A 26,453-nucleotide genomic window follows, 5' to 3' on the forward strand; every position below is an offset into this window, starting at 1 on the left:
CCCCTCCTTGAGACAAGGCACACCTATACAATATGGCGCGATTTTTGGGGCGGCAAGAGAGATTTATCAGACTTATGTGGCAGGCAGTGACATGTGTTGACGGTCGGCATCAAAGGTTGTCATAAATTGCAGAAAGTACTGAGACAATAATTCAGCGTTTTCTGATTCACCCATTGCGCTTAACAGGGCGATGCCGGCCTCACAGGTACAGAGGTTGCCCGGTTGCTGGTTTCGCCTGAGGGTGTACTGTGAGGGCGGCAGAGAGCTGAACGTTGCTGTGCCCAGACTCTGTAACCATGGGCTTTTTCGGACCATCTTTTTGGCTTGCTGCCAGGTGGCATCAATCATGATGAAGTGCGCCTTTCGGTCGTCGTTATGGCCCTCAGGCAGACATTTTACGTCTGTGGCATTTTCGTCAGGAAACAACAGCCAGCTCTTTATCTCTGGGTCTGCGATAACAGCCAGTAAATCTCTGGGTGGCTCTGTTCGTCGCCAAACATGCTGATGACAATGGGGGAAAGTCTCCCGCAGTAATTTTCCCGTATTACTGGCTTTATCAACTTCTGTTTCGTGCATCAGCAGATCAATGCGTACCGACGTATTCAACGTCGGTACATGTGCGCAAAGGCAGTTGTAATGAAAACCACAACCTTTGCAGGCGGGCGGTTTGATGATAGTCATGCGCTTTTTCGATAGCTCTGCGGTGTCATAGATTGATGAGGCTTTGGTTGACCAATCGCAGCTGCAGTCCACCGCCAGCCAGCGGTAAGGGCTGACCATTCAACTCTTCGGTATCAGCAACCAGCAGGTCACCTTCACGGCGAAATACGCGTTTGCTATCGAACGGCGCGGCGCGGCTTTTCATCACAATCACTTTTACTTTGCCATCTTTCATGGCCTGCCAAATCCCCGTTTCTTCTGTGGCTGGCTGATATTTTCGAATATAGCGGGTGACCACCCTGTGATCGGGGTAGAGGGTCATCTCCGTGGTCAAGGTATCTTTGTTTTCCTCTATCTCACCTTGGTACCGTCCCACCCATTCAGAGTCGATGTCGTTATTGGGCATCGCAGCGCAGCCGCTGAATTCCTCATCACCGAGAACCAGCGTGGCTGTCCAGCCAAATTTGGCGTTACTCACACTGTCTTTACAGCTCGCCTTGTTAACGGACAGGCTGTAATCCTGAGTTTGATATGATTGCTGACGATCGGCGATGGCTGAAAGGTCGATTTTTTCGCGGCGATCAAATGATTCAGAGTGGCGGAGCACCAGGTAGTCATCAGAAACACGCGCATACCAGTAGGGCTCGTGACCCGCGGCAGTGAGTTTCATCGTATCGATGCGGCACTGTTTGAGGTTATTGCTGCGAACGTTAACACCCGTGACGGCAAAAGCGTAGCGAGATTGCTGACCTGAATTTGCCTCGGTCATGTAGCCTGATAGTTCAGCGTAGACGGGTTCAGAGGGCTCCCCGGTGAATGTTTGCTTGGTGTTTTCATCTAGATAGAGGGCGATCGGGTTGTCAGTGTCGCAAGGAACCAGCGCGATATAGTCAGCAATTTGCTGAATCTCGCCCCGAAGCACATAGGGTTCGCTGGTTGGCTGAGGTAGAGATGCCAAGGCCGTGTTACTATCGCCAAGCTCAACCGGGTCTGATGAAAAGACATCAAAATTAATGCTGCTACACCCCGCCAGAAGACAGAGTGCTGCGGCTGACAGAATGAGTGAAGGCTTATTACTTTGGCTCAATGGGACTCTCTCTTTTGCGCTAATTTCTGATTATTTTATCAGTAATAAATTTGACGACCAGTTTACATGAAAAGAGGAGATCATGGCGTATTGGCTAATGAAAACCGAACCTGACACTTTTTCCATCGATACACTAAAAGAGATGGACGTGTCGTGCTGGGAAGGTGTCCGTAATTATCAGGCGCGGAATATGATGCGTGATCAGATGAAAAACGGTGATCTGGTACTGATTTACCATTCGTCTTGCAAGAAAGTCGGTGTAGTCGGTATCGCTGAGGTGGTGAATGAAGCGTACCCTGATCATTTCCAGTTTGATCCGGAGAGTCACTATTTTGACCCTAAAAGCGACCCTGATAATCCGCGATGGATAATGGTCGATGTGGCTTATCGAGAGCACTTGCCCTTAGTGCCATTGGCAAAAATAAAAGCCCGTCCCGAATTAGAAAACATGCCTTTGGTAAAAAAGGGTAACCGCCTCAGTATCATGCCAGTGACTGAGCACGAATGGGATACGGTACTTGCGATGGCAGGAAGAGAGCCTGTGAGATCTTATGAGTCTTGAAAGGTAACGATGAAAAACAGAGGAGAAGTATCTTCTCCTCAGGTTTACGCGCAAGGTTATTTGAGCAGGTGTTGGTCAAGGTATTTGGCTACAGACTCGTCTGCATTACTACCAATAACTTCATGGTCTGGCAGTGCCGCTTTTACTCTATCTTGTGCGGTTGCCATCACCAGCCCTTTCCCGGCGGCTTCCAGCATTTCGACATCATTCATGCCATCACCGAACGCCACACAATCATCCAGCGTGTAGCCTTTCATCTTTGCTACCGCTTCAAGTGCTATGCCTTTTGATACACCCGCGCCCATTACTTCGAGACAGAAAGGGGTCGAGAAAGCCACACTGATGCGATCACCAAAGGTCTCTTTGAACAGCTTCTCGTAGCGGGTGAGGTATTCGTGGTCGTGTCTGATAAAAAACACCTTTGCGACGTTCTCGACAGGGGGGGTATCAAGATCAAAGTGCGCAAAACTGAAGCCTGATTCGGTATGGAACTTCTCAAGCTCTTCATCAACACGACTGAGCAGCCAGTCGTGGTCACGGTACATATGGCAGGTTAGCGTCGTATCGTCTTTGACCAGCGCAATAATTTGAGAAACCAGTTCGGGTTCAACATTGGCACTGAAGACCAGATTGTCGTCGGCATCATGCACACGGGCACCGTTGGAGGTGATCATGAAGGCTGGGATCCCGACGTTCTCACGAATTCCAGCGACATCAACATGGTGACGGCCAGTCGCAAAAACAAAATGCTCGCCTTTAGCGTGAAGGCGTTGAAGGACATCGCGGGTGTAGGGGGCTATCTGGTGATCAGGAGTTAACAGTGTGCCATCCAGATCTGATGCGACAATTTTAAACATGCATACCTCTTTTACGTGAAACGACCACGCTGCTTGCTCAGGTGGCGCTATGTTCAGGCTTACAGTCTATGGTCTTTATCAGGAAATAAAAGGGTAAACTTGTTACCGCCAGACTTCCTTATTTTGCAGGCATTAAAGCTCAGCGTGACGTTTGAAAAATGCCAGTGTTGCCGATAACGCATCCTGACGTATTGGGTCGACTTCGAACAGGATTTCATGGCGTGAGCCCGCCATGGGGGCAACGTCTATCTGGAATCCGGCATTTTGACGACGGGTAACGAAACGACTGATCGCATCGTTAGACACGATAGAGTCCGACATTGCCTGTAGCAAGAGCATCGGCAGGCTGACTTCCTCCGCCGCTTTTTGGCAGCGTCTGCATGCTTCCAGCGATTGCCACACCCAGCGGGGTGTCGGTCCGCCGACTTTGAGTGAACTGTCTACTTCATACAACTCACGAAACCAGTGATAACGCACTTCAGAATGGGTCAGCACATTGTCGGTGAACGACTTGTTGTCGTAAGGCCCCTGACCTAAAGCATAGCTTGGTGGGTGTTGAAGAGAGCTGTGAAGCCATGCCGCGGGTTGGGCAATCCAGCGAGTTGGTGCCGGAATTTGGATACCAAACATGGGTGCGCTCAATACAATCGCATCGATATGGGCAGGTTTTCGGATGCCGTAAAGCGTCGCAACAGCGCCACCCATTGAGTGACTCAGCAGAAAACGGTGTGAATAGTCTTTGGCGGAAACGATGTTATTGATGAAGGTATCCAGATCGTCGACATAGTCATCGAATCTGTCGATGTGCCCGGCATCGCTTTTGAGTAGCAGACGTTCACTGTGCCCTTGCCCGCGATGATCGTGGCTATACACATCATAACCTTGACGGAAAAGGTCAAACATCAGTTCCTGATACTTTACCGTGCTCTCTGCCCGGCCGTTAACGATGATCACTGCCTGCGTGTGGCTGGGATCGGTCATTGAGCACCAGTGAATACGCAGTCCGTCTTTTCCTGTAAAGAAGCCTTTGTCGCGTTGATGCCAGAATGACTCAATCGACGAGGCCATGGTTGACAGGAAATCCGCTTCGGACGTGAAAAGTGGTTGTGGAGACGTTGTCATGGTGATCCCAGTGGTTACTCTTAAAAAGCATATCACGCAGCAGGCACTCGCGCGCGAGTCGGTGCAATTTTAGGTGGGATACCAATGAAATGACAGCAGAAAGGTGGGATTTGCAGCGAAAAATGAATGCGCAGCCTGCTCTGAGGCTGCGCGGATAAGGGCGCTAAGGCAACATTTCGAAGTAAGTTGCTGATCCTGGACCAACAGGAAAACCAAGGCCAAATACCCAGACAAAGAAAAACAGGCTCCAACCCACCAGAAAGACGAGGGTGTAAGGCAACATGGTCGCAATCAAGGTACCGATACCAAGGTCTCTTTTGTATTTGGTGGCTACAGCCATGATGAGTCCGAAATAGCTCATCATTGGCGTGATGAGGTTAGTCACAGAGTCACCAATGCGGTAGGCCGCCTGAATGGTTTCCGGGGCATAGCCGACCAGCATCAGCATAGGAACAAAAATCGGTGCGGTGACAGCCCACTGTGCCGAGGCTGAGCCCAACGACAGGTTAATAATGCCGCAAATGACAATAAAGGCGAAAAACAACATCGGGCCCGTCAGACCAATGCTTTGCAGCATATCCGCGCCGCTAACGGCAATCACCTGACCAAAGTTAGTCCACTTAAACAGTGCGACAAATTGAGCCGCAAAGAAAACCAGAACGATGTAAAGCCCGAGTGAGCCGATGGACTTTGCCATCGCATCAATCACATCGCGGTCGTTTTTCATGGTGCCGACGGTTTTGCCGTACACAAAGCCAGGAATGGCAAAGAACACCACAATCATCGCCACAATGCCTTTCAGAAAGGGCGAACCCGATACTGCGCCGGTTTCCGGGTGACGGAGAATGCCCCATTCCGGCACGATAGTCAGTGCCAGGACAGCGCAGACAACCAGTGCCGCTACCCCTGCGTTGCGCATCCCTTTGCGCTCAAGCTCGGTGACCGCCTGAGCTTCTTCCGGAACGAAATCTGCTGACGCATCTTCCGGGTTGTATGGCCCCAATTTCGGCTCGACGATTTTTTCCGTCACCAGTGTCCCCAGCAGGGTGACGATTAAGGTCGAAGCGGCCATGAAGTACCAGTTAGCTTCCGGACCAACCTGATAGTGTGGGTCAATCATCTGTGCAGCGGTCTGGGTGATCCCTGAAAGCAGAGGGTCGACGGTGCCCAAGAGAATATTGGCGGAATAGCCACCCGACACACCAGCAAATGCAGCAGCGAGTCCGGCGAGTGGGTGACGACCCAGCGAGTGGAATATCATCGCGGCCAGAGGGATAAGCACCACATAGCCAAGTTCCGAGGCGGTGTTAGATACGATAGCGGCAAACACAATGGTCATGGTGACCAGACGCTTTGACGCGCCCAGTACCAGTGAACGCATTACCGCAGAGAGGAGCCCAGAGTGCTCAGCAACGGCTACACCCATCATCGCGACCAGTACGGTTCCCAGTGGCGCGAACCCGGTGAAGTTTTTCACCATCTGGGTCACAATCAACTGAACACCTTCTGCGTTCACCAGGCTGTTTACAGCGATAATGCCGTCGGCTGCGCGTCCTGCAGCACCTTCTGGCCGAGGATCTGCGACCGAAAGTTCAAAGTACCCTGCAATACCGGAAGCGACAAAAAGTGCGAGGCAGAGTGAGGCGAAAAGGGTGACAGGGTGAGGAAGCAGGTTGCCCAGCCACTCCACCGTATCCAGAAAGCGGGTAAAAGGGGACTTTTTCCCCGGTGGCGCGGACGAATGATGCGATACCGATGATTGCATGCATTTTCTCCTTTTTTTGGACTTATTTATCATTTTTTCATTTTGTAGGGCGGCGATATTAGTCATTATAACTTGCTAAATGCAAAGTAAAATACCGAATAGTTGTGCATATTTTTGATTTCATAAAGGGTTTTAATGATTTGACCAGTGTTTTTTTCTTTTTCGGGGTGTCTGTGTTTGACACCTTGTTGAACGGTTTTGATGCACAAAGAAATGAGAAGGAAATCAGAATAAGGGAGGTCGTCAGGCTGTGATTGAGAATACCTTTAAACGAGACATGCATTTGGACGTTTTGCGTTGTGTGGCGGCGTTCTCCGTGGTGATGGTCCATGCTTTGTGGCCATACCGCGAGGCGTTGGGAGTGGTGCCTGATGCAGACTGGTTAGCCGCGGTACTGTTCAACAGCCTTAATCGATGGGGCGTGCCTATATTTATTATGATCACCGGTGCGCTAATGCTTTCTGATACTCGCCCGTTTGAGCCGACCGTGTTTTTTGTCAAACGTGCAGGGAAGGTACTCGTGCCGTTTGTGGTTTGGTCCCTATTGTATGCGATATTTTCTGGTGTACATGCTGACGGGGTTAACGTCGATGTTATCAGGGAAAAGCTTGCAGCTTCTGCGAATACGGAGACCTACTACCACCTCGGTTTTTTTTACTATTTTTTGCCACTTTACTTCGTTATCCCTTTTTTGCGCCCACTGGTGCAAAGAAGTGATACACAGTCGCTGCTCGCGCTCAATGCCTGTTGGCTATTGCTTTGTGGATTACGCATCAATGGCTTTGACCTCGGCATACTGACCGACCTGATTTACTATTCCGGTTACTTGGTATTGGGGTATACCCTCAAGCGTTACGCGTATGGTCTGCCGCTTTGGTTACTGGCTGGGGCACTTTCAGGATTATTGACGTATTATCAGGTGGTCACCGCGAGCTTGCCTGAGGGAAGCTATCAACCGGGTAACTGGCTGTCTTACCAAACACTAAATACGGTACTGGTTTCTGCTGCTGTCTTTATGTCAGCCAGTAAGCTGGTAATTGATGATAAAGGCAGAGCGTCACATGCCATACAGGTTATCAGCCGTTACAGCTTGGGCATTTATTTGGTGCACCCTCTGTTTTTGTCTTTTTTTCATCAAATTGACCCAACACCACCGCATGCATGGTTGGTCATACCTATATTAAGTCTGGTGGCGTTTGGTTTATCGCTGGGACTGACTTGGCTGTTGGCGGCCAAGTGTCGTCTGAACTGGCTTGTTCCCTAGACGTTCAAAGGTCAAAAAAACCGGAACTCGAATTTTAGAAACGTTGTAACTTAGCAAAGTGCATGAATTGATTGCCTTTATAGGTCAGTGTGCCGCAGTCGCCGGGAGACAGAGCATGGTAGTAATGCACGCCGACCTGAAACTCGCGTTTTGGACCACCCTCCATGGGCTCAACATAAATCCAGTATTCTTCCTGTTCTTCATGCTCAGCAGCGAATGTTTTGCTGACCACCTGTTTATCAAGGATTTTGATATCAATGGTTTTAGACGTCGCGCCCTCGCCCAAGGTGTGCTTTTTGAAGGTCATAAAAAAATACGTGGCGGATACTGCAATCAGTGCTGTGATCAAAACGATCAGAATTATGGGCATAGTCAATGGCCTTCCTTGTTTGTCTCTTTCCTGAGTGTACGTAACGTGGGGAGGCGGATAAAGACGAGTTGAGGAATTTTCGTGATCTGTCCCACTATTCATAAGCTTGAGGTCAGTTAGGCTAGAAAGAGCAGGGCGAAGATTCTGGAGAAAAGGAAACGTCGCAGGTAACCATGTTAGGCGATGGATGACATTTTAGGGGATAACATGGACGACATTGGACGCGTAGTTAGATATAGCAGACGGCTGGAGCGGCTACTAAAAGAGCACTACCACGCAGAGGGAAAAGGCCTCCATCAACTGGTGACAAGCTGTGAGCAGCGGTTGCCTCATGATTCCATCAAGCAATTACGATTTGTGGCGACAGTGAGAAATAAAGCCGTTCATCAGGATGGTTATGAAGTCGATGATATTCGGGGTTACGAACGCACCTGTATCAAGTTGGAGAAGCAGTTGGTGCCCCGAGCAACCAAACGTATCTGGTGGCTGGTGGTGAGTCTCATCGTGGCAATGACAGGCTTTGCGATGGCGTTCTACATATTCCACTGGGGATTATTCATCGAAAACTAAAAAAGCACCTGATAAGGGGCTTTTTTGTCGGTTTTCCTAGCGTTTATCCGTCAATAAAGGATAGGAAGGCTCATTAAGCTGACGACAACTGCGATTATCATCAGACCTTGCTTCTGCCCACTACTCATTGTCGTCACTCCTCTATATGCGCTCTTTTTTGTAATCCTAATTTGTTTTTTTAGGCTCTTCAATAAGAAATGTGTCTAAAAGTTGTTTAAATGTATGTTTGTTTGTGTTTTTTGACGGTTTAAAGCTCTTTTCTATATTTTAAATATTTAAGTTAGACTTGGATTGATTTTTAAGTATCTGTTAATTATTGGCTTTTCTGGTTTGGTCATTGAGTATTACTTTTTTCGGTGCTTATTTTCGGTAATTCATGCATTGGTTGAAAAAGTACTGTTCGAAAAGTATTTAGATACCTACTAACAGAGTGTGCGGCTGAATAGTCATCAATAGTGAGTTTGTAGAAAAGATATCGCTATCACAGCTTGTCTTTGGGGGAATACCAGCGCGTACTTGTTGTGTTTGCGACAAAAAGGAAAGGTTGCAAATGCATGCTATTGATAATATTAAACTTAGTGGTTTTGTTTTTTTATTTCTTTCCGTGTTTATTGCTTACTATGTCGTGATTTTTGTTATAAAAATCTGGTTTTTATCATGAAGATGAAAAATTAAACCATGGTTGATTCTGTGACCGAGGATTGCTGACGGGGTATCCAGTTGTGACAAACAGTATTGTATGATGTTTGGGTTCAGGACTTTCTGCATGGTTTGCAGAACATCTGCCATAGGTATGGTGGAGTATCACGTTTAGGGAGAAATTGATGTTGAGCTGGTTAGCAGTCTGCTGCTCGGGGATACTGCATATCAATGCGGCATATCGCGGCCCCAGATGGCAGTATTACCTTTTCAAACCCTTGACTATCTTGTGCCTAATAGCCATTGCCTTTTTTCTCGGCGAGCCGGAGAATATCGAAATCTAATTTTGGCCGGTTTGGCCTTTTCGCTACTGGGCGATGTTTGCCTCATGTTGCCCAACGAAAAGTTCGTTGGCGGATTGTTCAGCTTTCTCCTGGCTCACCTTTCCTACAGTCTTGCGTTTTGGCAGCAAAACGACGCTGCGATTATGCTCTGGCTTCCTTTCCTGATTGCCGCTGTAGCCATCATTATTTTTTTACTTTTGTTGCCTAACCTTGGCAAGCTATTGGTCCCCATTGGTTTGTATATCGCCGTTATTTCACAAATGGCTTGGGCATCGGGACAGGTATGGCTCGGCTCGCAGACAGAAGCAGCAGGTTTGGCATTCTCGGGGGCGTTGCTCTTTGTCTTTTCCGATGCATTTTTGGCATTCAATAAATTCAAAGGACCATTTCGCTCCTCGACCCTTATGGTGATGGGGAGTTATTTTCTGGCACAGGCTCTGATCACTGCGTCGGTGTTATAAGTGTTAATCCGTATCAGGGAGGAAAGGCATGAGCCAATGGGTAGAAGTCTATAAAGCGGGAAACTCTCTCGAAGCCCATAGCCTTAAAGGGATGCTGGAGGCTGAGGGAATAGAGTCGCACCTCAAAGGAGAAAGCTTGTCTTCTGCGGCAGGTGAATTACCTGCTGACGTTGTTGCGGTGACATTGTGGGTCGAAAGTCGTTTGGAAGACAAAGCCCGAAAAGTGCTGTTTAAATACGAAAACCAGCGACACGAAAGCTGGCTATGCCAACAATGCCATGAAGAAAATGGCGGTAATTTCGAGGTGTGTTGGAATTGCTCTGCCGAGCGTGTTGAAAAGTAAAAAGGTGGGTTTACCCCACCTTTTTTGTTTGCGTCTGTGCTGTTTTGTCTGGCACTAGTAGCCGCTCTTAATGTGCTCAAAGTAGCTGACCAGTCCGTTCAAGAACATCTGCACTGAAATCATCATCAGTAACATGCCCATCAAGCGCTCTATCGCTGCAAGGCCTCGATCGCCGACCAGCTTTTCGAACAGCTCACCGAACATCAGAATAAACGCCGACGCGCCCCACGCTATCAGCAGCGCTAATGTCCAGTCCAGCATTTTATCCGGTGACTGGTGCGCAATCAGGATCAGGGTGGCGAGTATTGACGGGCCTGCCAGCATAGGAATGGCCAGCGGCACAATCAGCGGCTCTTCGCCTGCAGCAAGGCTGGTGGAGCTCTCATGAGAGGGAAAGATCATTTTCAGCGCAATGAGGAATAGGATGATAGAACCAGAAATAGAAATCGCCTCGCGCTGAAGCGAGAGAAAATTCAGAATGACCTGTCCGGCATAGAGAAACAGCATCATCACCGCTAGGGCAATGAGTAATTCTCTGATCAGTATTTTTCGGCGACGTTTTTTCTCTATATGCCGGAGAATCGATGAAAAGATGGGAAGGTTTCCCATGGGGTCCATGATAAGAAACAGCATTACTGCGGCTGAAACCATATCCATGCGTGGTATCCCTTACAAAAGGCTAAGTAAACAAAGATTCCATTCAACGTGATTTCAGGGGTGGATACAATTCGATATTCAAAATCGCATGAACCAAATGTGAAAACATGGCTCGCTGTCAGATTTTGCCATCAATAAGCATAACGGTGGGATAAGAAAAGCCCGCTATGGGGAGCGGGCAGGTGTTTACGTTGTTGGCCTGTGCTTCGCGGTTTAGAGCGTTTGTTGCAGGGCGGCTTTCAGCTCCTGCTCGGCTTTCTCTATCACCAGTTGCGCGGCTTCACGCTGGCCTCGGCCTTCTTTCACACGTGATAGCGTGTTGTTGAGGGTCTCGATGGTCAGCTGGTTAACGGTTTGCAGCGATTCCAAATCAAGAATACCGCGCTGATAGTTCTCGGCGATCTGCTCTTCCAGTACCTTAAGCTTCTCCGCATTCTGCACATATTGCTTATTGGTGTAGTCTTTCACCGCTCGGGTGACCTTCAGAGCTTTCTCTTTCTCATAGTTGGAGATAGCAATCAGGAACTGACGTTTCCATAGCGGGAAGGTGTTGTGAACGATGTCCTGAATGTCTTCCATCAACATCTTATTGCCCTCCTGCGACAAGCGGATTTGTGGCGCAGTCTGAATGGCCGCCAGCCTTGTCAGTTCAAGGTTATGAATACGCTTTTCTAATCTGGCGACAGCTTGTGTTGCATCGCGGTATTTTTGTGCATCCAAGGCATCACCGCTGCTCTCTGACAGGCTGAGAAGTTCAGGAAGTACTGTCTGGTTTAACGCGTTAAGTTTGTATTTACCGGCGGCGATAAACTCGTCCAACCCTTTTAATAGCGCGAGATTGTGGTCATAAAGCGCATCCAGCTGGTTGATGTCGTGGGCGAGCTTAACTTCTTGCGCTTCGAGTTGAGATGAGAGTCCGTCAAGCTGTGCCTTCACCGAATCGAAGCTCGCGGAGAATGTCTTGAACGAGTTGAACATTTCACCAATTAACGGGAGTTTTGACAGCAGACTGTCTTTACCCAGTTGATCAAACTCCGCACTGTCCATTGATGAGACCATAGATTGAAGGATACCGCCGGCCTCACCGCTGTCACGGACTCGGATTTGACCGAGCACGTCATCGGAAAAAGCGGTAATTTGCTCCAGCGCTTCTTTACCGAAGGTGATAGTGGCAACCGTATCGAATGGGTCAAACTGCTCAGCTATATCAATAATGCGCGGCGTGATATCGGCTTCGGCCAAAGGCGTGAGCGTGGTTTGGGTTTTCGTCAGTTCAGTCATACCTTGTCCCTATCGTTGCGAAGGTTGATGGCAGGGAAATTTCTGCCACAACTTGTCGAATTGTCTCGAGAAGGCATCCACGAAACGGCGATCATCGGTTAGCGTAATGTCTTCCTGATTATATTTGGTCGCGCTTCGTGTCCAGTTGAAGCTGCCATTAATCAGACGCTTGTTGTCGAATATCGCGAACTTGTGGTGCATGTGATACGGCGTGGTATCAATCTTTACCGCAATACCTTGTTCTGCGAGGTATTCAATGTCGCTGCCCTTGTCGTCCATTTTATCGTTGTCGGTAATGATCCTGACAGCAACGCCTCGCTTGTGAGCATCAAGAATTTGCTTTGTCAGGTCGTTATCGGCAATGGTGAACACACAAATATCAATTGATTGACGCGCCAGTTTCAGCTGCTCGGTGATCCCGGCAATACAGGCTCTCCCGGGGGAGAACCAGCTGGTCGCGGTATCAGAGACAGCGGCGCTTCTGACGTTATCCAGCACCTTAACGACCCGCTCAAGCCAGCGTAATGTCTGGCCAGCATCGGCGTTATCAGACACGGCCTTTTGTGCCATTTTGAAGCTGACATTGCGCAGATACGCTCTGTCTTCCTCAGACAACGTGGCTTCTGTCAGCTCTGCCTGAAGCTCTCTTTTTTCCTGATCGTCAAGCCGCGCATCTTCCAGCGAGGCCTCAAGCCAGTTGGTCCATTTTTGTCTATTCATTGTTACTCTCTCCCTGACGACGGCTCGCCAAAACGGGCGATATGTTGGTTAAGCGTGACCAGCTGTTGGACGACTTGTCCTGCTCTGTCATCGGTGTCACCCATCATTTGCTGACGCTGATACCCTTCTTTGATTTCCTGCCAGCGTGCTTGTTGCTCGGCGGTCATATTGCCGCGCAGCTGCGCCAGTTTGAGCAGGTTTTCCTCTGTGCCCGCCGCCAGTGTCTGGGCTTCGCCCTGATAATGGTCTTGCAGCATGGTGTTCAGCTCGTCATCGGTCATGACAGCAGAGATTTTCTCTGACAGCTTGTTCATGTTGCGGTATGAGCCTTGCAGTTTGAACGGTGGTTCAACGCGATATTGGTCTGCGGTGGCGGCCGATTTGATGTACTGCTGGTTCACCTTGAGCACGATTTGCTGCGCTTTGGCGAGTTTTTGCAGCGTTGTGACAATTTCATTGGCTTCCGTTGAGGAGTAAGCGTGCGACATTTCGCTTAGCGCAATACTTTCGCCTTGCGCCATTTGGACGAACCGATAAAGGTCATTAAGGTCGCGGGTCGCGAGCGGGGCAAGTACGCTGTTCGAGGTTAAGGAGTTCTCGATAAAGCTCAGCTCAAACGCCTGCTTCTGGTCGGACAGCATGTCACCGAGGTTATAGATATCCGCACGGTTTGACAGCATGTCAGGGATACGGAAAGCCTCACCAGTCTCGGTATAGGGGTTGCCAGCCATCACCACGGCGAACTTCTTGCCGCGCATGTCGTAGGTTTTGGTTTTGCCCTGCCAGGTGCCTTCAATACGACGGGTACCGTCACAAAGAGAGATGAATTTTTGCAGGAACTCCGGGTGAGTGTGCTGAATATCATCGAGATAGAGCAGAACATTGTTGCCCATCTCGAAGGCGAGGTTAATTTTCTCAATTTCACGGGCGGCGTTCTGGTCAGGGGCTTCTGACGGGTCGAGCGATGTTGCCTGATGCCCAATAGACGGCCCGTTTATTTTCATAAACACCAGCCCAAGCTTGTGGGCCACGTATTCAATCAAGGTGGTTTTTCCGTAGCCCGGCGGTGAAATCAGCAGCAGCATACCCATGAGATCGGTGCGTTTTTTGTCACCCAGTGTTCCCATCTGTTTGGCAAAGTTATCACCAATCAAAGGCAGGTAACTTTCACTGATGAGCTTGTTACGGACAAACGATGTCAGCGGACGTGGCTTGAATTCACTCAGCCGCAGTGACTCTTTGGCCGATTGCAGCAAGGCGGTCCGTTGTGTCAGGTAGCGCTCGAGCGCAGGCACAGTGACGCTGCGGTGGAATTCTGCCCGCTGCAAAAAGTCATCAAGGACCAGTGACAGCCCGCCTTTTTGAATACGGTTGTGCTCACCCAGTAGCTCTTTCACCTCAAAAGCGAGCGAGAAGTCTGCGCTATCGAGCGGAAATTCAGCATGTGTTTTCAGGACGGCGACAACGGCAGCTTCGGTGATGAATTCACTGCCGTAGTCTTTCTGCGCCGTATACGCCGCAAGCCATTGCTTGTGATCGGCAAACGCACTGTCTGGTGAGCGAGTGTCTGCCTGCCAACCAAGGCTTTGGCGGAATTGAAGGTAATCGTTACAAAGTGCCTTTGCATCTTTACTGACCGTAATACGCAATGATTCATCGGCAGCAGACAAAACCTGAATCAGATAATCGGCGCTTTCCAGACCATAGGTGCCGTTCAGGCTGTCAGCCAGTTGCTGTTGCAAAGTCAGGTAGGCGTTACTGGCGTTGAGATGCTCTCTAAGCAGCTGCGCATTTTTGGCCTCCGTTTGGAAACCGTTGCGTTGCTCATTGCTGACAGATAACAGCCAGAGCAAGGCCTCAGCCCTTGCTGTTTGGCTGAAACGCAGTAACCCCGCTTGCTGGTAAACAGGCAAAAGTGCAGCAAGGATGCGGGTGGCATCATTGTCATGAATCCCTTTTACGTACCCCTCTTTGTATCTCGGCGCGGCAAATCGTTGAACGATATCAGATAACTGTCCTTGTTCATTGGCGGCCAGCAGGCTTTCAATGGTTTCGTCGCCGCTGTTTTGCTGCGCGCCTTGTAAAATCAGGTAGGCGAGGTATTCACTGCGATAAAGCGCTTCTGTCTCTGAGGCGACATCGAGGTGCGCCATGGCCTGAAGTTCAAGAAATTCAGTATCATCAACAGGCTGATAAAAATCTGTTCCCGAGATGTGTGAACACAAAGTATTATCGTGTTCGACCAGCGACACATCAAGGGTTTGCTGGTTAACACTGAACTTGTGTTTGCCGAGGCGAAGGACTTTTCCGCCTTGCTCAAAGATATCCTGATTATCGCGAAGTGAGCGCAGCGATTGGTCTTGCAGTGACTTGAGCTTGGCATCAAGGCTGTCGGCTTTCACGCTGTCGTCCAATTCACGAATCGTCTTAGACAGCTGATGCAGCTTCAGCACCATGGCGTCGGTGGCAAAGTAGCTGTTTAGCGCCGCCACATCGTCAAAACGCTCAACACGTTTTTCGATACTGGCCATAGTGACCTTGGCTGCTTGCATCAGGTTTTGTACGCGTCGCTGCTGAGCGGAAATGAGCTGCTGTTTGTGGTTATCCAGCGTGGACTGAATTTCATCGCGCTTGGCATAAATTTCGGCAAGGAACTGATCAAAATCAGCAAAGCGGGATTCCAGTTTATCCAGCTGACCAATCAGTTTTGCCAGCTGATTGTCACACTCATCTGGCGTCGTGGCTTGCTCCATAGCGCTGCTAACTGACTGACCGAGCAGTTTAAATTGCGCACTGAATTCCGCCTGAGCTTCGTCGCTTTGCAAGCCTTTGGCTTTGCCACGTAGTTTGGCAGAGACGGTATTGAGCAGTGAAGAAACTTCGGTCGTGAGGTCAAGAATACGCGTTGACTGCGTCGGGTCATCGGTTTCTATGTCGGTGACTTCTTCGGTCACCAACTGAAGCTCGCCTCTGAGGGTGTCGACAGCTTCCTGCAGCTTCTGAATTTCACTGGTTTTCGTTAGAGATTGCAGCGTTTCTTCAATCTGATGTATCTGCTGTTTGAACGGCTGATAGGCCTTTTCATCCTGAAGCAGTTTTAGAAGCCGAACATTGAGGTTTTCACGCTCGGCCTGCAAAGTGTTCAGTAGTTGCTCGACCTGATTGGTATCGATGTAATGCTGCTGCCGCAACGCCATCACTGCACCAACCTGACGTTTGACGTCTGCAAGCAGGCTCAGCAGGGTGTTGGCTTGATCTTTCGGTGCCAGTTTTATTCTGCCGACGAGTTCTGCCACTAAGTCTGACTGCGCGACAAGGCTTGCGGCTGCGTGTGATTGCAGTTGCTGCACCTTGGCAAATTCATCAATGATCTTGTCGGCGGTTTCCATCAACTGATTGATGGCATCCCCCATGCCCAGCGCATACTCATGTGCCAGCCATGTGTAATGGTCGAGTGTCGACTGACATTGCTTAAGTAACGTTTCGAAAGCGGCCTGAGTGACATCGTCGGTCTGTGCCAAATGGCAGATTGTCAGCACAGATGACAGGGCGCGCACCAGCTCAGTATTGCCTAAGTTGAACAGCGGCTTCCGCCATCTGACATCGCATTAACCTTGGCATAGTGCTCTGGCGTCGAGAAGGGCGTATCCCAGATGCGCAGCGGATGAATGGTTGAGGCTTCAGCATTCTCCGACAGTTGGAAAACCAGCATCCGGCCATCAGGGTAGAGGCTGTAGCCGTGGCTCTCCATCGGCGCTTCAAAGCGCTTTTCGATGAGGTTGTAGGCGTAAGAAATGTAGTAGCCATTTTCCGCATCGAAAAAGAAAAACAGTATGTCTTCGCCGTTCGGAGAAATGATTTTCTGGAAAAACTTCAGGTGCTCAGTCGGAAAATCAAAGCGTTTGTGTTCACCGTTGGCAAGGACATAACCATTGGCATACAGCAGACCATGTTCTTCGGGCAAAGCTTTGAGGCTCTGGCCCAACGCATCGGCGCGGACAACCGATTGGTTCAGCGGATTGTAAACAAAATAGCGGCTGTGCTTTTCGCGGTTAGGCTTTACGCGCAGCGCAATTAAATCGCCGATAAAGGCATAGTCGATGTGAGCGTCGGCAAGACTTTGGTGCGGATCTTCCACCTCTTCACGGTAAATACCTTTGCCGTCTGTGGTGTTATCTTCGACCTTGATGGTCAGATCGCCACCCACGCATTCGATAAACAACTTGTCGCGGATTGAGACGTGCGGGTGATCGCCCAGCACATGGTCATCACGGGTGGTTGGGGTCCACTCAATGTCTTGCTGCACCGTGTTCTCAAGTGAAGCATGACCGAACGAATCGAGATACTCCACAGAGTCCGCGTTGAGCTGAAAGCGGAAGACTTTGCGGTCTTCCGGCCGCATCCCTATCTGGAAGGCAATATAGAGAATGCTTTCCTGTCGAGAGATCTGCAGTAATTTAGCGTCACGGTAGTAGGTGAATAGCTCGGTGAATTCGTGAACAAAACGGTTGTCACTGAGAAAGCTGCTTTCAATGGCTACCGGCTCAACCCGGAAGGTGCCGTCATTCTCGTGCAGTTGATAAAGGCCGAATACGTCGTTGAGGCTGGGCGCAGCTTTCATGCCCACCTGAACATGGTAGCCAAACAGCAGTTGCTGATTCACCTGCGCCATATCGATGGGAATGCAGCGGGCGTCGGTTTGCACATTGGCTTTGCCGACCAGAGAGAGTTCCTGACCGCCGAATACCTGCTGACGTGTTTGATTGAATGTCTGGGAGAGGGATTTTAGGTGTTCGCCCTGATGTGTGAGGCGTGATTTAAGAACCTCATAAGCGCCACCCTCAGCCACAGCTTGTTGCGTTGTGTCTGACATATTTATTCCTGTTTACCCCGCCTCCGATGAGGCGGGGTGCAAAAAGAGAGGTGTGGTTAGGCGTCCGTTTGTGGTGCTCCAGACATTGAACTTTGAATCTTCTTGAGAAGTTCAGTAGCGCCGCCTTGTGTGTTGAGTAGGCTGGCCAACGCGACATTACTCAGGTCGCTGCTTTTCAGGTCAGTATTCTCAAGGATTTCTTTTATGTCGGCTGGCAGGCTTCGATTGCCGTCCATGTATTCAGAAACCAGTGGGTTCAGCACATCAGACTCTTGGAACTTGGTGTCCATGGCGGCGGCATCCAGTACCGTGCGACGCAGCTGCTCCATGCCTTCACCACCAAACAGTTTGATGTCCGCTTTGCCCAGTGCTTCCGCAAGCGCTTTGGCATTTTCACTGACCACAGATGTCTGTGCAGTAATACGTGCCAGTTCCAACTCTTTGTGTTGCTGCAGCTGCATAACCCACTTGTCGTGTTCACGGGTATGCTCATCATACTGCTGCGCGGCTTCAAAGCGAGCAGTTTGAGATTCTGCTTCAGCAAGCCCTTTTGCACGCAGCGCTTGAGCTTCTGCTTCACCCGCACTTTGCAGGGTGAATGCATGCGCTTCGCCAGTTTCTTTAATAGCTTGCGCACGTTCGCGTTCAACTTCCACTTCAGCAAGGCCCGTCGCGCTGATGAGCTCTCTCTCAGCCTGTGCCATACGCTCTTTGGCCGCGGCTTCACGGTCTTTAGTGACGTATTCAGCTTCAGCAAGTTTGGTCATCACCACCTGATCGGCTTCTGCCTGACGGGTCTTCACCGCCAGATCGTTTTCAGCGCTGCGCGTTTTCACTTTCAGCTCTGCTTCATTCTCAATCAGCAGACGCTCAGAACGTTCGCGGGCTGCATCTTTTTCGGCGCGGGCTGCGACCAGTAACTCAAGTTGTGCGGCTTCTGCTGCGGCTTCTGCCTCAACCAGCTTGACGCGTTTATCACGGTTAACGCGCTCGTTAACACGCAGGTTCTCGGTCTCTTCTTCTTCGCGGGCAATCTTACGCTCAATTTCAACACGTTGAGAGCGGGTTTCAGACACGGCTTTGAGGCTTCTTCGACCGTGGTTTCTTTTTGCATTTCACGCTCGGCCACTTCCGATGCGGTTCTGACTTTCTCGGTTTCCACAGAACGATTAAGTTCTTCTTCCTGAATGGCAACCTGACGCTGGTTAGCAATGCGCGTCATTTCCACTTCCATCTGAACACTTTCTCGCTTCTTGGAGACTTCTTCTTCGGTCTCCAGTTCTGCTAGCTGAGTCACGCGCTGGTATTCCTCGCGTTTTTCTGCCGACAGGGCGTCTTCTTGTGCTTTGATGATGTCAATTTCACGCTTGGTGCGTGCGATGCTTTCCTGCTCTTGCTTATCGAGCTGGAGTCGGTTCGCTTCTGCTTCTACGTTCTTTTTCTTGATCGTAGTGCGCTCATCCTGACGGATAGCATTGGTTTCCGTGTTCTTCTGCGCAGTAATAGCGGAGATTTTGCGGATGCCTTCCACATCAAGGATGTTGTCCGCTTTGTGTGCGTCGAGCGAGGTCTGATCAATCTTGTCGATAACCACGTCGTAAATTTTGAATCCGTCCATTTCGCTGCCGATGACACTGACAACCGCATCTCGGAATGCGCGGCGGTTTGTTAGCAGTTCTTCAAATTCGAATTGCTTAACGGCAGTTTTCAGTGCCTCTGAGAACTTCGGCTGGAAGTGCTCTTTCAGGCGGTCAAGGTTTGACGCTTCGTGTGCAGTGAAGAGCTTGGCAACACGGATGATGTCGTCTTCTTCGTGATTAACACCGATATAGAAGTCTACTTTGAGGTCGGCGCGAATGTTATCGCTGCAGTGCAGACCTTCATACTCTTCACCTTCCTGATCTTTTTGTCCGCTGCGGATCACCGAAATTTTCTTGCGGGTGATATCCATGTACTCGTGCTGGTTGATGATAGGCCAGACGAAAGTACCAGTCAGTGAGGCGCGAGTACGGTGTAAGCCGTTAACAATCAGCGCATCACCCTCGCCACGTACTTTTTTATAACGTGAGGTGATGTATATAAGGACAAGAAGAACGACAACCACTGCGACACCTGTAAAGATGAGGCCCGGTGAAATATCCATTTCCATGATTAGCTCCTGACGAAAAATTAATTATGCTTTAGCCACCCAGTATCGGGAGGTTGTTGAGTCTTTAGAGACGATGATGACTTCATCGCCGTATTCAAGTTGGGTATCACCTTGGCGCGCGGCATCAAGTAAAAACTCGTTGCCCTCATGCAAGACCACGACTTCGCCTGCCTCATCGCATACTTTACTGCTGTGTACACGGGCTCTGAGGCCAATAAAGTCGACGTTGGCAAATGCTTTTTGTTTATCAAATAGAGGCGCTAATGGCTTAAGTAGCCACGCCGCTAAGGCAAGGGATACGTAAGCGATAACGGGGATCATGGCGATATCTAGCACCAGTTTCAGTGACCCTGATAAAGCTGATCCAGTGAACTGGGAGAGATAAAAAGACAGCACGGTTGCCAGAAAGAAGGAGACGCAAAGTGCGACAGTCAAAGGGACTTTTGACAGTATGGGGGGCAGCAATAAGCCTGTACCCGGAATTTGGTCAAAATCAAACAGGTCAAGATCTGAGGTAAGGCCATCGACCACGTTAAATAGCTGGTCAATGATCATTAATAAGGCCAATACAGTAAATGGGACAAAGAAGATACTGATTGGGAATGAAAGTAACGCCGTAAAAAAGTCACCTAAAGCCATGCATATCACTCTATTTATTGGATTATTTAGAAGCTGTTTTGTTCTGGTGAGCGTGACAAAAGAGTATCTGACGGCGTTGATAGATAAAGAGGAGTCTTCGCTTCTTAGAGTCGCATCGAAAATTATTTGTCCAGAAGGAAGGGCAATGTGAGCTGGTGTCAGAGATGAAAGATGGGTTGTTAGGTTAAGAAAAAGCCCCGAGAGGCTTTTTCGTAATTTCGTAGTCTTACTGCATGTACTTGCGGCGAAGATCGAGCATGGCGAAGACACCGAAGGCCAGAATGGAGAACTTCTCCCACCGGCTGGCGTTAATTTTTTCGCCGTAGGCACCAATGAACATCAGCATTTGTAGGCCGTGCATCATAAACAGGAAGGCCGCCAGAATGTAAAGCGTAATAGCAGCATTGCCTGGGAAGGGATAAAACACGTTGGCAAACAGTACAAACCACACAAATCCGAGCGCCAGTTTCGCGATTAACAGTAAAGCTTTCATTTATTCCTCTCTCAAATACAGCCGGAAGTTAACCTGACCCGCTGTTTTTTCCTTAATCATTGACCAGTTGTCTGGTGCAGGGATCTCGGCGAGTTCTTTTTCAGACTCGACGTAAATTAGGCTACCTTCGGCGAGCCAGCCATTTTGTTCAAGGCGCTGGAAGACATCCTGAAGCAGGTCTTTCCTAAACGGCGGGTCAACAAACACCAGATCCTGCGGTTCACCTTGTTGCTCCAGCACCGAGAGTGCATCCTGATTCAGCACTTTAGCCTGATCGGTTTGCAAGGTGGCAAGATTTTGTGAGATCTGGGCAGCGGCTCCAGCATCCTTCTCTATTAAGGTGACGAAAGCAGCTTGTCGTGACAGGCTTCAAGGCCAAGTCCGCCGCTACCAGCAAACACATCTAAGCATTTAGCCTGATAAATGTCAGCGTTGAGCCAGTTGAACACGGTTTCCTTGATTCTGTCCGTTGTGGGGCGTAATCCCTCCACATTTTTGACCGGAAGCTTTCTACCACGCCAGCGGCCACCAATAATCCTCACAAAACCCGGTGTACCAGCGCTGATACCTCCGCGTTTGTTTGCCGATATTTGGCGTTTTGGATTGGTGTTTTTTGAGCTACGTCTCGTCATAGATTTTTCGACCGCAAAGAAGGTGATAGAATAAGCCGCTCAGGTTATCTCATGGTGTTTTCCGTACCTCGAAGCCTGCATTTTGCATGGTCCCGCTGGCTTTGCCACGGGCTAATTGTAACGGCAGGTAAACACAGAGCATCGGCACGACGGCTTTTTTGCCGCTCGCACGTCATTTGAACAGTTAATGTATTTAACGCTGATTGTACCAATCAAGCTTTAGGATTTGCCAATGGCAGAAAAAAAGAAACGCGGATTTATGTCCTGGCTGGGCTTTGGCCGCAAGAAAGAACAAGAACCGGAAACGCAAAGCACAGAGCAGGAAACGGCGGTCGACGTTGAAACCAATACCGTCGAAACCAGTACCCCTGACACAGATACTTCTCAGCAGGCAGAAGCGTTAGCGCAGGAGCAAGCCCGCATTGAGGCTGAAGCCGCTGCACTTCGCGAGCAGGAAGAAGCTCGCAAAGAAGCCGAAGCCCGCGCTGAGGAAGAGGCGCGTCTGAAAGCGGAGGCCGAAGCCAAAGCCCGCGCTGAGGAAGAAGCACGTTTGAAAGCGGAAGCTGAAGCCAAGCTCGCGCTGAGGAAGAAGCACGTTTGAAAGCGGAGGCTGAAGCCAAAGCTCGCGCTGAGGAAGAAGCACGTTTGAAAGCGGAAGCTGAAGCCAAAGCCCGCGCCGAGGAAGAGGCTCGTCTGCAAGCAGAAGCAGAGGCAAAAGCTCTTGCCGAGGAAGAGGCTCGTTTACAAGCAGAAGCTGAAGCGCAAGCACTTGCCTCTGAGGAAGAAGCAGAACGTCAAAAAGCTGAAAATGCTGAAAAAGAGAAGCCGAAACGTGAAGGTTTCTTTGCACGTCTTAAACGTGGTCTACAAAAGACCAAAGCCAATCTAGGTGCAGGCTTTTTTGGCCTGTTCAGTGGCAAGAAAATAGATGATGAACTCTTCGAAGAACTCGAAGAGCAACTGTTAATTGCGGACGTGGGCATGGATACCACGACCAAGATCATCGACAGTCTGACCGACAAAGCAAGTCGTCGCGAGCTGAAAGATGGCGAAGCCTTTATGGACTATTAAAGCAGGAAATGGCAGACATCCTTTCTGAAGTTGAAAAGCCGCTCAATGTTGAAACGTCTGACGGCCCGTTTGTAATCCTGATGGTGGGTGTGAACGGTGTAGGTAAAACGACCACTATCGGTAAACTCGCCAAGCAATTCCAGCAACAGGGTAAATCCGTCATGCTGGCAGCAGGGGATACTTTCCGTGCGGCTGCTGTTGAACAGCTGCAGGTATGGGGTGAGCGAAACAATGTCCCTGTTGTGGCTCAACATACAGGAGCGGACAGTGCGTCAGTGATCTACGACACAATTGAGGCCGCAAAAGCGCGAAACGTTGATGTAGTCATTGCAGATACTGCGGGTCGTTTGCAAAACAAAGCTAACCTGATGGAAGAATTACGCAAAATTGTCCGCGTAATGAAGAAACTCGACCCTGAAGCGCCGCATGAAATCATGCTGACGATTGATGCTGGTACTGGACAGAATGCCATCAGTCAGGCACGTTTATTCAATGATATTGCGCCACTGACAGGTATCAGCCTGACCAAATTGGACGGTACGGCGAAGGGTGGTGTTATTTTTGCTGTTGCGGATCAATTTAAAATTCCACTTCGTTTTATCGGGGTGGGAGAGGGTATTGATGACCTTCGTCCATTCGCATCAGAAGAATTTATTGAGGCGTTATTCAGCAGGGAGGAATAGCAGCTTGATCCAGTTTCAGCAAGTCAGTAAGGCCTATCAGGGCGGAAAGCAGGCATTGCAGAAAGTCAGCTTCCAGCTCGAAAAAGGAGAGATGGCGTTTCTGACAGGGCACTCAGGTGCGGGTAAGAGTACGTTGTTGAAGCTGCTTTGTGCCATTGAACGTCCTAGCGATGGCACAATTTTGTTTAATGGTCATGATATCTCACGACTCCCCGGTAAAGACATCCCCTTCCTGCGCCGCAGGATTGGGATGATTTTTCAAGACCATAAGCTGTTGATGGATCGCACTGTCTTCGACAATGTTGCACTGCCACTGCGTATAAACTTGGCAGACGAGAGTGAAGTCAAAAAGCGGGTCTCCGCAGCTCTCGACAAAGTTGACCTGCTTGATAAAGCGCTGTGTCTACCGATTCAGCTCTCTGGCGGCGAGCAGCAGCGTGTTGGTATTGCCCGTGCTGTCGTTAACCGCCCGCTAGTGCTGATTGCCGATGAACCGACAGGTAACCTTGATGCGGACTTATCCAAGCAGATTATGTCACTATTCAAGCAATTCAATCGTATTGGCGTGACCGTGCTGATGGCCACACATGATACTTCTCTGCTGGGTAGCTACCCGGAAATCCGCCGCTTAGAGTTACAACAGGGAAGACTGCATGGCTAAGTTTCTTCGAACGCACATCGAGCAAAGCACGCAGGCCTTTCGTGATCTTTTTTCGAATCCGAGCAGTAATCTTCTTACGGTTCTGGTCTTGGCCGTGGCATTGAGTCTTCCAACTACCCTATTTTTGTTATCGAAAAACTTACTGGTCGTAAAGGAGCAATGGCAAGACCCAACGCAGATGACCTTATACCTCTCGCCGGGTATTTCTCAAAAGCAGGGAACTAATCTGGCTTCGGAGATCACTAATAAAGAAGGCGTGGCAAAGACTGAGCTTGTCAGCCCTGACTCGGGCTTAGCCCAACTTCGAAAAAACTCCGGTTTTGAACAAGCGATAAGTCTTCTGGAAGAAAATCCGTTACCGTCGGTCATTGTTGTTATCCCTGATGAAGGGCTATCACCAGATCGCGTCTCTGCATTAGCGTCTTCTCTGGGATTATTGAAACAGGTTGATGAAGTTAGACTTGATCGCGACTGGCTTGAGAGGCTTCAGGCGCTAGAGAAAGTAATTCTAGCCCTGACGATGACTTTTTCTTTGCTGATGCTGGTGGGTGTCTTCCTTATAATAGGTAACACATTGAGGCTAACAGTGCTCAGCCACAAAGAAGAAATTCAGGTGATGAAGCTGGTCGGCGCGACTGACAGTTTCATACTGAGACCTTACCTCTATAAAGGGGCATGGTTTGGTTTAGCAGGCGCTGTACTGGCATGGTTTGTGACTATGATTGTCACATTCATGCTTGATAGGGCCGTTGCTACATTGGCTGCGTTGTATGACAGCAGTTTTGAGTTGGCAGGACTTCGGATTGATGAATTTCTTATCCTGATATTGTCTGCGAGTCTCATAGGACTCCTAGCAGCAAGACTGGCAACCGCGAAACATCTTAGAAACATGGAACCGATATAATAGCGGATTGCACGAGAATTCGGGCTCATAGAGAAATGAATGGGCTTGTATTCTGTACGCGAAAAGTACAATATATCGGATCACAGTGGACGTTTTCCCCGATCCTAAGGATCGCAAATTAACGAGGTGAAGATGACAACAGAAATGTACGCACTGGCCCCGATCTCTCAGGATAGCTACGACAGCTATTTGCAGAACGTGAACAGCTACTCCATGCTGTCAGCGGAAGAAGAGCGTGAACTGGCTGAGCGTCTGCATTACGAGGGTGACCTGGAGGCTGCGAAAGGCTTGATCCTGTCACACCTGCGATTTGTTGTTCATATTGCACGTGGCTATTCAGGCTACGGCTTACCCGTGTCTGATCTTATTCAGGAAGGCAACATCGGCCTGATGAAAGCAGTCAAACGCTTCAACCCTGAAGTTGGCGTAAGACTGGTGTCTTTCGCTGTACATTGGATCAAGGCTGAAATTCACGAGTATGTGCTGCGTAATTGGCGCATCGTAAAGGTCGCGACCACAAAAGCACAACGCAAGTTGTTCTTTAATCTTCGCAAAGCGAAGAAGCGTCTTGGTTGGTTCAACGCCGAAGAAGTTAACATGGTTGCTGAGCAACTGGGTGTTGAGGCGTCTGAAGTCCGTGAGATGGAATCAAGGCTGGCCGCTCATGATGCAGGTTTTGATGGCTATGGCGACGATGACGATAAAGACAGCGGGCCGACTGCTCCGGTCTTTTATCTCGAAGACAAATCGTCTGACTTGGCAGATAATGTAGAAGCGCAAAACTGGGAAGCGCATGCTAACCAGCGCCTTGCCCAAGCGATAGCAGGCCTTGACGAGAGAAGTCAGCATATTGTTCGTTCGCGTTGGTTGGATGAAAACAAATCGACGCTACAGGAGCTTGCCGAGCACTATCAGGTCTCTGCTGAACGTATTCGTCAACTTGAAAAGAACGCGATGAAAAAGCTAAAAGAAGCAGTAGGTGATGACCTCTGAGACTGTTTAGCATAGTGAAAAAAACCGGCGCTCAGCCGGTTTTTTTGTGCCTGTGATCCAAGAATATACATAGATTATTGATAGTTATTCACAGGTTATCAATGGATCAACACTAGATATAGTGGATCCAATGTGGAGATCCTACCTTATCAACGCAATTCACAGGATTTTCCACAGCTGGATGGATTTTGTACTGCTGTGAATCTCGCTTACGTATTGGCAAGAGAAAAACTCATGTAGAATAAGGGATAATGCTTGCCCTTTGCTCTAGGTAGTATGGGGCTGTTATGAGTAAACCCTTGTTTGGAGTGGAACAACCTATGGAAAATTTTGCGCATATCTCGGTAGCTGAGGCGTGGTCGATGTTGAAAAAAGAGGATCAACCGGTGTGATGGTTGATATACGGGATCCTCAATCGTTCCAACTAGCGCATGCTGAGAGTGCCCTTCACCTGACAAACGATACGATCGTGTCCTTTATGCAGGAAGTGGACTTTGATCAGCCTGTGTTGGTGATGTGTTATCACGGTGTCAGTAGTCAGGGAGCTGCGCAGTATCTTATCAACCAAGGTTTCGAGGAAGTGTATAGCGTCGATGGTGGCTTTGAAGCTTGGCATCGGGCCGAGTTACCTGTTTCTTCGGGCAAATAGAGAA

Annotated in this window: 20 protein-coding genes and 4 pseudogenes; 10 read left to right on the forward strand and 14 right to left on the reverse strand. The window is 49.4% G+C overall.

The window, feature by feature from the left end:
- Positions 1-72: 72 nt before the first annotated feature.
- On the reverse strand, positions 73-780 hold the full coding sequence (locus tag CS022_RS11915) for a tRNA-uridine aminocarboxypropyltransferase (RefSeq protein ID WP_235869481.1): 708 nt from the start codon (positions 778-780) through the stop codon (positions 73-75).
- Complete coding sequence (locus CS022_RS11920) at positions 707-1,747, reverse strand: hypothetical protein (RefSeq protein WP_129122458.1); 1,041 nt, start codon at positions 1,745-1,747, stop codon at positions 707-709. The genes CS022_RS11915 and CS022_RS11920 overlap by 74 nt, the downstream gene beginning before the upstream one ends.
- An 82-nt stretch (positions 1,748-1,829) precedes the next feature.
- On the opposite strand from CS022_RS11920, the gene CS022_RS11925 reads away from it, so the two are divergent.
- Complete coding sequence (locus CS022_RS11925) at positions 1,830-2,309, forward strand: EVE domain-containing protein (protein WP_129122459.1); 480 nt, start codon at positions 1,830-1,832, stop codon at positions 2,307-2,309.
- A gap of 56 nt (positions 2,310-2,365) precedes the next feature.
- Here CS022_RS11925 and CS022_RS11930 read toward each other — a convergent pair whose 3' ends face one another.
- From CS022_RS11930 to CS022_RS11940, 3 genes are all read right to left on the reverse strand, one after another.
- On the reverse strand, positions 2,366-3,166 hold the full coding sequence (locus CS022_RS11930; protein ID WP_129122460.1) for a Cof-type HAD-IIB family hydrolase: 801 nt from the start codon (positions 3,164-3,166) through the stop codon (positions 2,366-2,368).
- A gap of 132 nt (positions 3,167-3,298) precedes the next feature.
- Positions 3,299-4,288: an alpha/beta fold hydrolase gene (locus CS022_RS11935; RefSeq protein WP_129122461.1), complete on the reverse strand. Its 990-nt coding sequence runs from the start codon at positions 4,286-4,288 to the stop codon at positions 3,299-3,301.
- Between the two features lie 163 nt (positions 4,289-4,451).
- Entirely contained in the window at positions 4,452-6,053 is a 1,602-nt protein-coding gene (locus tag CS022_RS11940) for an AbgT family transporter (protein ID WP_129122462.1), read from the reverse strand.
- Positions 6,054-6,303: 250 nt separating this feature from the next.
- On the opposite strand from CS022_RS11940, the gene CS022_RS11945 reads away from it, so the two are divergent.
- A complete protein-coding gene (locus CS022_RS11945; RefSeq protein WP_129122463.1) occupies positions 6,304-7,317 on the forward strand; it encodes an acyltransferase in 1,014 nt (337 codons plus the stop codon).
- A gap of 34 nt (positions 7,318-7,351) precedes the next feature.
- On the opposite strand, the gene CS022_RS11950 is transcribed toward CS022_RS11945, so the two are convergent.
- Complete coding sequence (locus CS022_RS11950; RefSeq protein ID WP_129122464.1) at positions 7,352-7,687, reverse strand: DUF2500 domain-containing protein; 336 nt, start codon at positions 7,685-7,687, stop codon at positions 7,352-7,354.
- A 207-nt stretch (positions 7,688-7,894) separates the two neighbouring features.
- On the opposite strand from CS022_RS11950, the gene CS022_RS11955 reads away from it, so the two are divergent.
- From CS022_RS11955 to CS022_RS11965, 3 genes are all read left to right on the forward strand, one after another.
- Positions 7,895-8,257 carry a DUF4145 domain-containing protein gene (locus CS022_RS11955; protein ID WP_129122465.1) on the forward strand — a complete coding sequence of 121 codons (363 nt, stop codon included), beginning with the start codon at positions 7,895-7,897 and terminating at the stop codon, positions 8,255-8,257.
- A gap of 892 nt (positions 8,258-9,149) precedes the next feature.
- Entirely contained in the window at positions 9,150-9,701 is a 552-nt protein-coding gene (locus tag CS022_RS11960) for a lysoplasmalogenase (protein WP_328590351.1), read from the forward strand.
- Between the two features lie 28 nt (positions 9,702-9,729).
- Positions 9,730-10,044, forward strand: coding sequence for a putative signal transducing protein (locus CS022_RS11965; protein WP_129122466.1), 315 nt, complete (start codon positions 9,730-9,732; stop codon positions 10,042-10,044).
- Between the two features lie 54 nt (positions 10,045-10,098).
- On the opposite strand, the gene CS022_RS11970 is transcribed toward CS022_RS11965, so the two are convergent.
- The 8 genes and pseudogenes from CS022_RS11970 to rsmD all read right to left on the reverse strand — a co-directional run bounded on the left by CS022_RS11970 (position 10,099) and on the right by rsmD (position 21,488).
- A complete protein-coding gene (locus CS022_RS11970) occupies positions 10,099-10,701 on the reverse strand; it encodes a YhgN family NAAT transporter (RefSeq protein WP_129122467.1) in 603 nt (200 codons plus the stop codon).
- A gap of 213 nt (positions 10,702-10,914) precedes the next feature.
- Positions 10,915-11,982, reverse strand: a complete 1,068-nt coding sequence (locus tag CS022_RS11975; protein ID WP_129122468.1) for a toxic anion resistance protein — start codon at positions 11,980-11,982, stop codon at positions 10,915-10,917.
- Positions 11,983-11,991: 9 nt separating this feature from the next.
- On the reverse strand, positions 11,992-12,702 hold the full coding sequence (locus CS022_RS11980; RefSeq protein ID WP_129122469.1) for a phospholipase D-like domain-containing protein: 711 nt from the start codon (positions 12,700-12,702) through the stop codon (positions 11,992-11,994).
- A gap of 2 nt (positions 12,703-12,704) precedes the next feature.
- Positions 12,705-17,575, reverse strand: a pseudogene (locus CS022_RS27320) (DNA repair ATPase).
- A gap of 859 nt (positions 17,576-18,434) precedes the next feature.
- The gene (locus CS022_RS26360) at positions 18,435-19,724 is read right to left on the reverse strand and encodes a flotillin family protein (protein WP_235869482.1); all 1,290 of its coding nucleotides are present in this window, start codon (positions 19,722-19,724) and stop codon (positions 18,435-18,437) included.
- Positions 19,725-19,748: 24 nt separating this feature from the next.
- On the reverse strand, positions 19,749-20,363 hold the full coding sequence (locus CS022_RS11995) for a DUF1449 family protein (protein WP_129122470.1): 615 nt from the start codon (positions 20,361-20,363) through the stop codon (positions 19,749-19,751).
- A gap of 226 nt (positions 20,364-20,589) precedes the next feature.
- On the reverse strand, positions 20,590-20,856 hold the full coding sequence (locus CS022_RS12000) for a DUF1145 domain-containing protein (protein WP_129122471.1): 267 nt from the start codon (positions 20,854-20,856) through the stop codon (positions 20,590-20,592).
- Positions 20,857-21,488: pseudogene (gene rsmD, locus CS022_RS12005) on the reverse strand (16S rRNA (guanine(966)-N(2))-methyltransferase RsmD).
- Positions 21,489-21,720: 232 nt separating this feature from the next.
- On the opposite strand from rsmD, the pseudogene ftsY reads away from it, so the two are divergent.
- The 5 genes and pseudogenes from ftsY (at position 21,721) to glpE (ending at position 26,449) form a co-directional block, all read left to right on the forward strand.
- Positions 21,721-23,242, forward strand: a pseudogene (gene ftsY, locus CS022_RS12010) (signal recognition particle-docking protein FtsY).
- Positions 23,243-23,246: 4 nt separating this feature from the next.
- Positions 23,247-23,903, forward strand: coding sequence for a cell division ATP-binding protein FtsE (ftsE, locus tag CS022_RS12015; protein WP_129122472.1), 657 nt, complete (start codon positions 23,247-23,249; stop codon positions 23,901-23,903).
- Complete coding sequence (gene ftsX, locus CS022_RS12020; RefSeq protein ID WP_129122473.1) at positions 23,896-24,807, forward strand: permease-like cell division protein FtsX; 912 nt, start codon at positions 23,896-23,898, stop codon at positions 24,805-24,807. The genes ftsE and ftsX overlap by 8 nt, the downstream gene beginning before the upstream one ends.
- Before the next feature lie 132 nt (positions 24,808-24,939).
- Entirely contained in the window at positions 24,940-25,800 is an 861-nt protein-coding gene (rpoH, locus tag CS022_RS12025) for an RNA polymerase sigma factor RpoH (protein ID WP_129122474.1), read from the forward strand.
- Positions 25,801-26,120: 320 nt separating this feature from the next.
- Positions 26,121-26,449, forward strand: a pseudogene (gene glpE / locus CS022_RS12030) (thiosulfate sulfurtransferase GlpE).
- Positions 26,450-26,453: the final 4 nt, after the last annotated feature.

This window comes from Veronia nyctiphanis (genome assembly GCF_004116385.1).
Lineage (GTDB): Bacteria > Pseudomonadota > Gammaproteobacteria > Enterobacterales > Vibrionaceae > Veronia > Veronia nyctiphanis.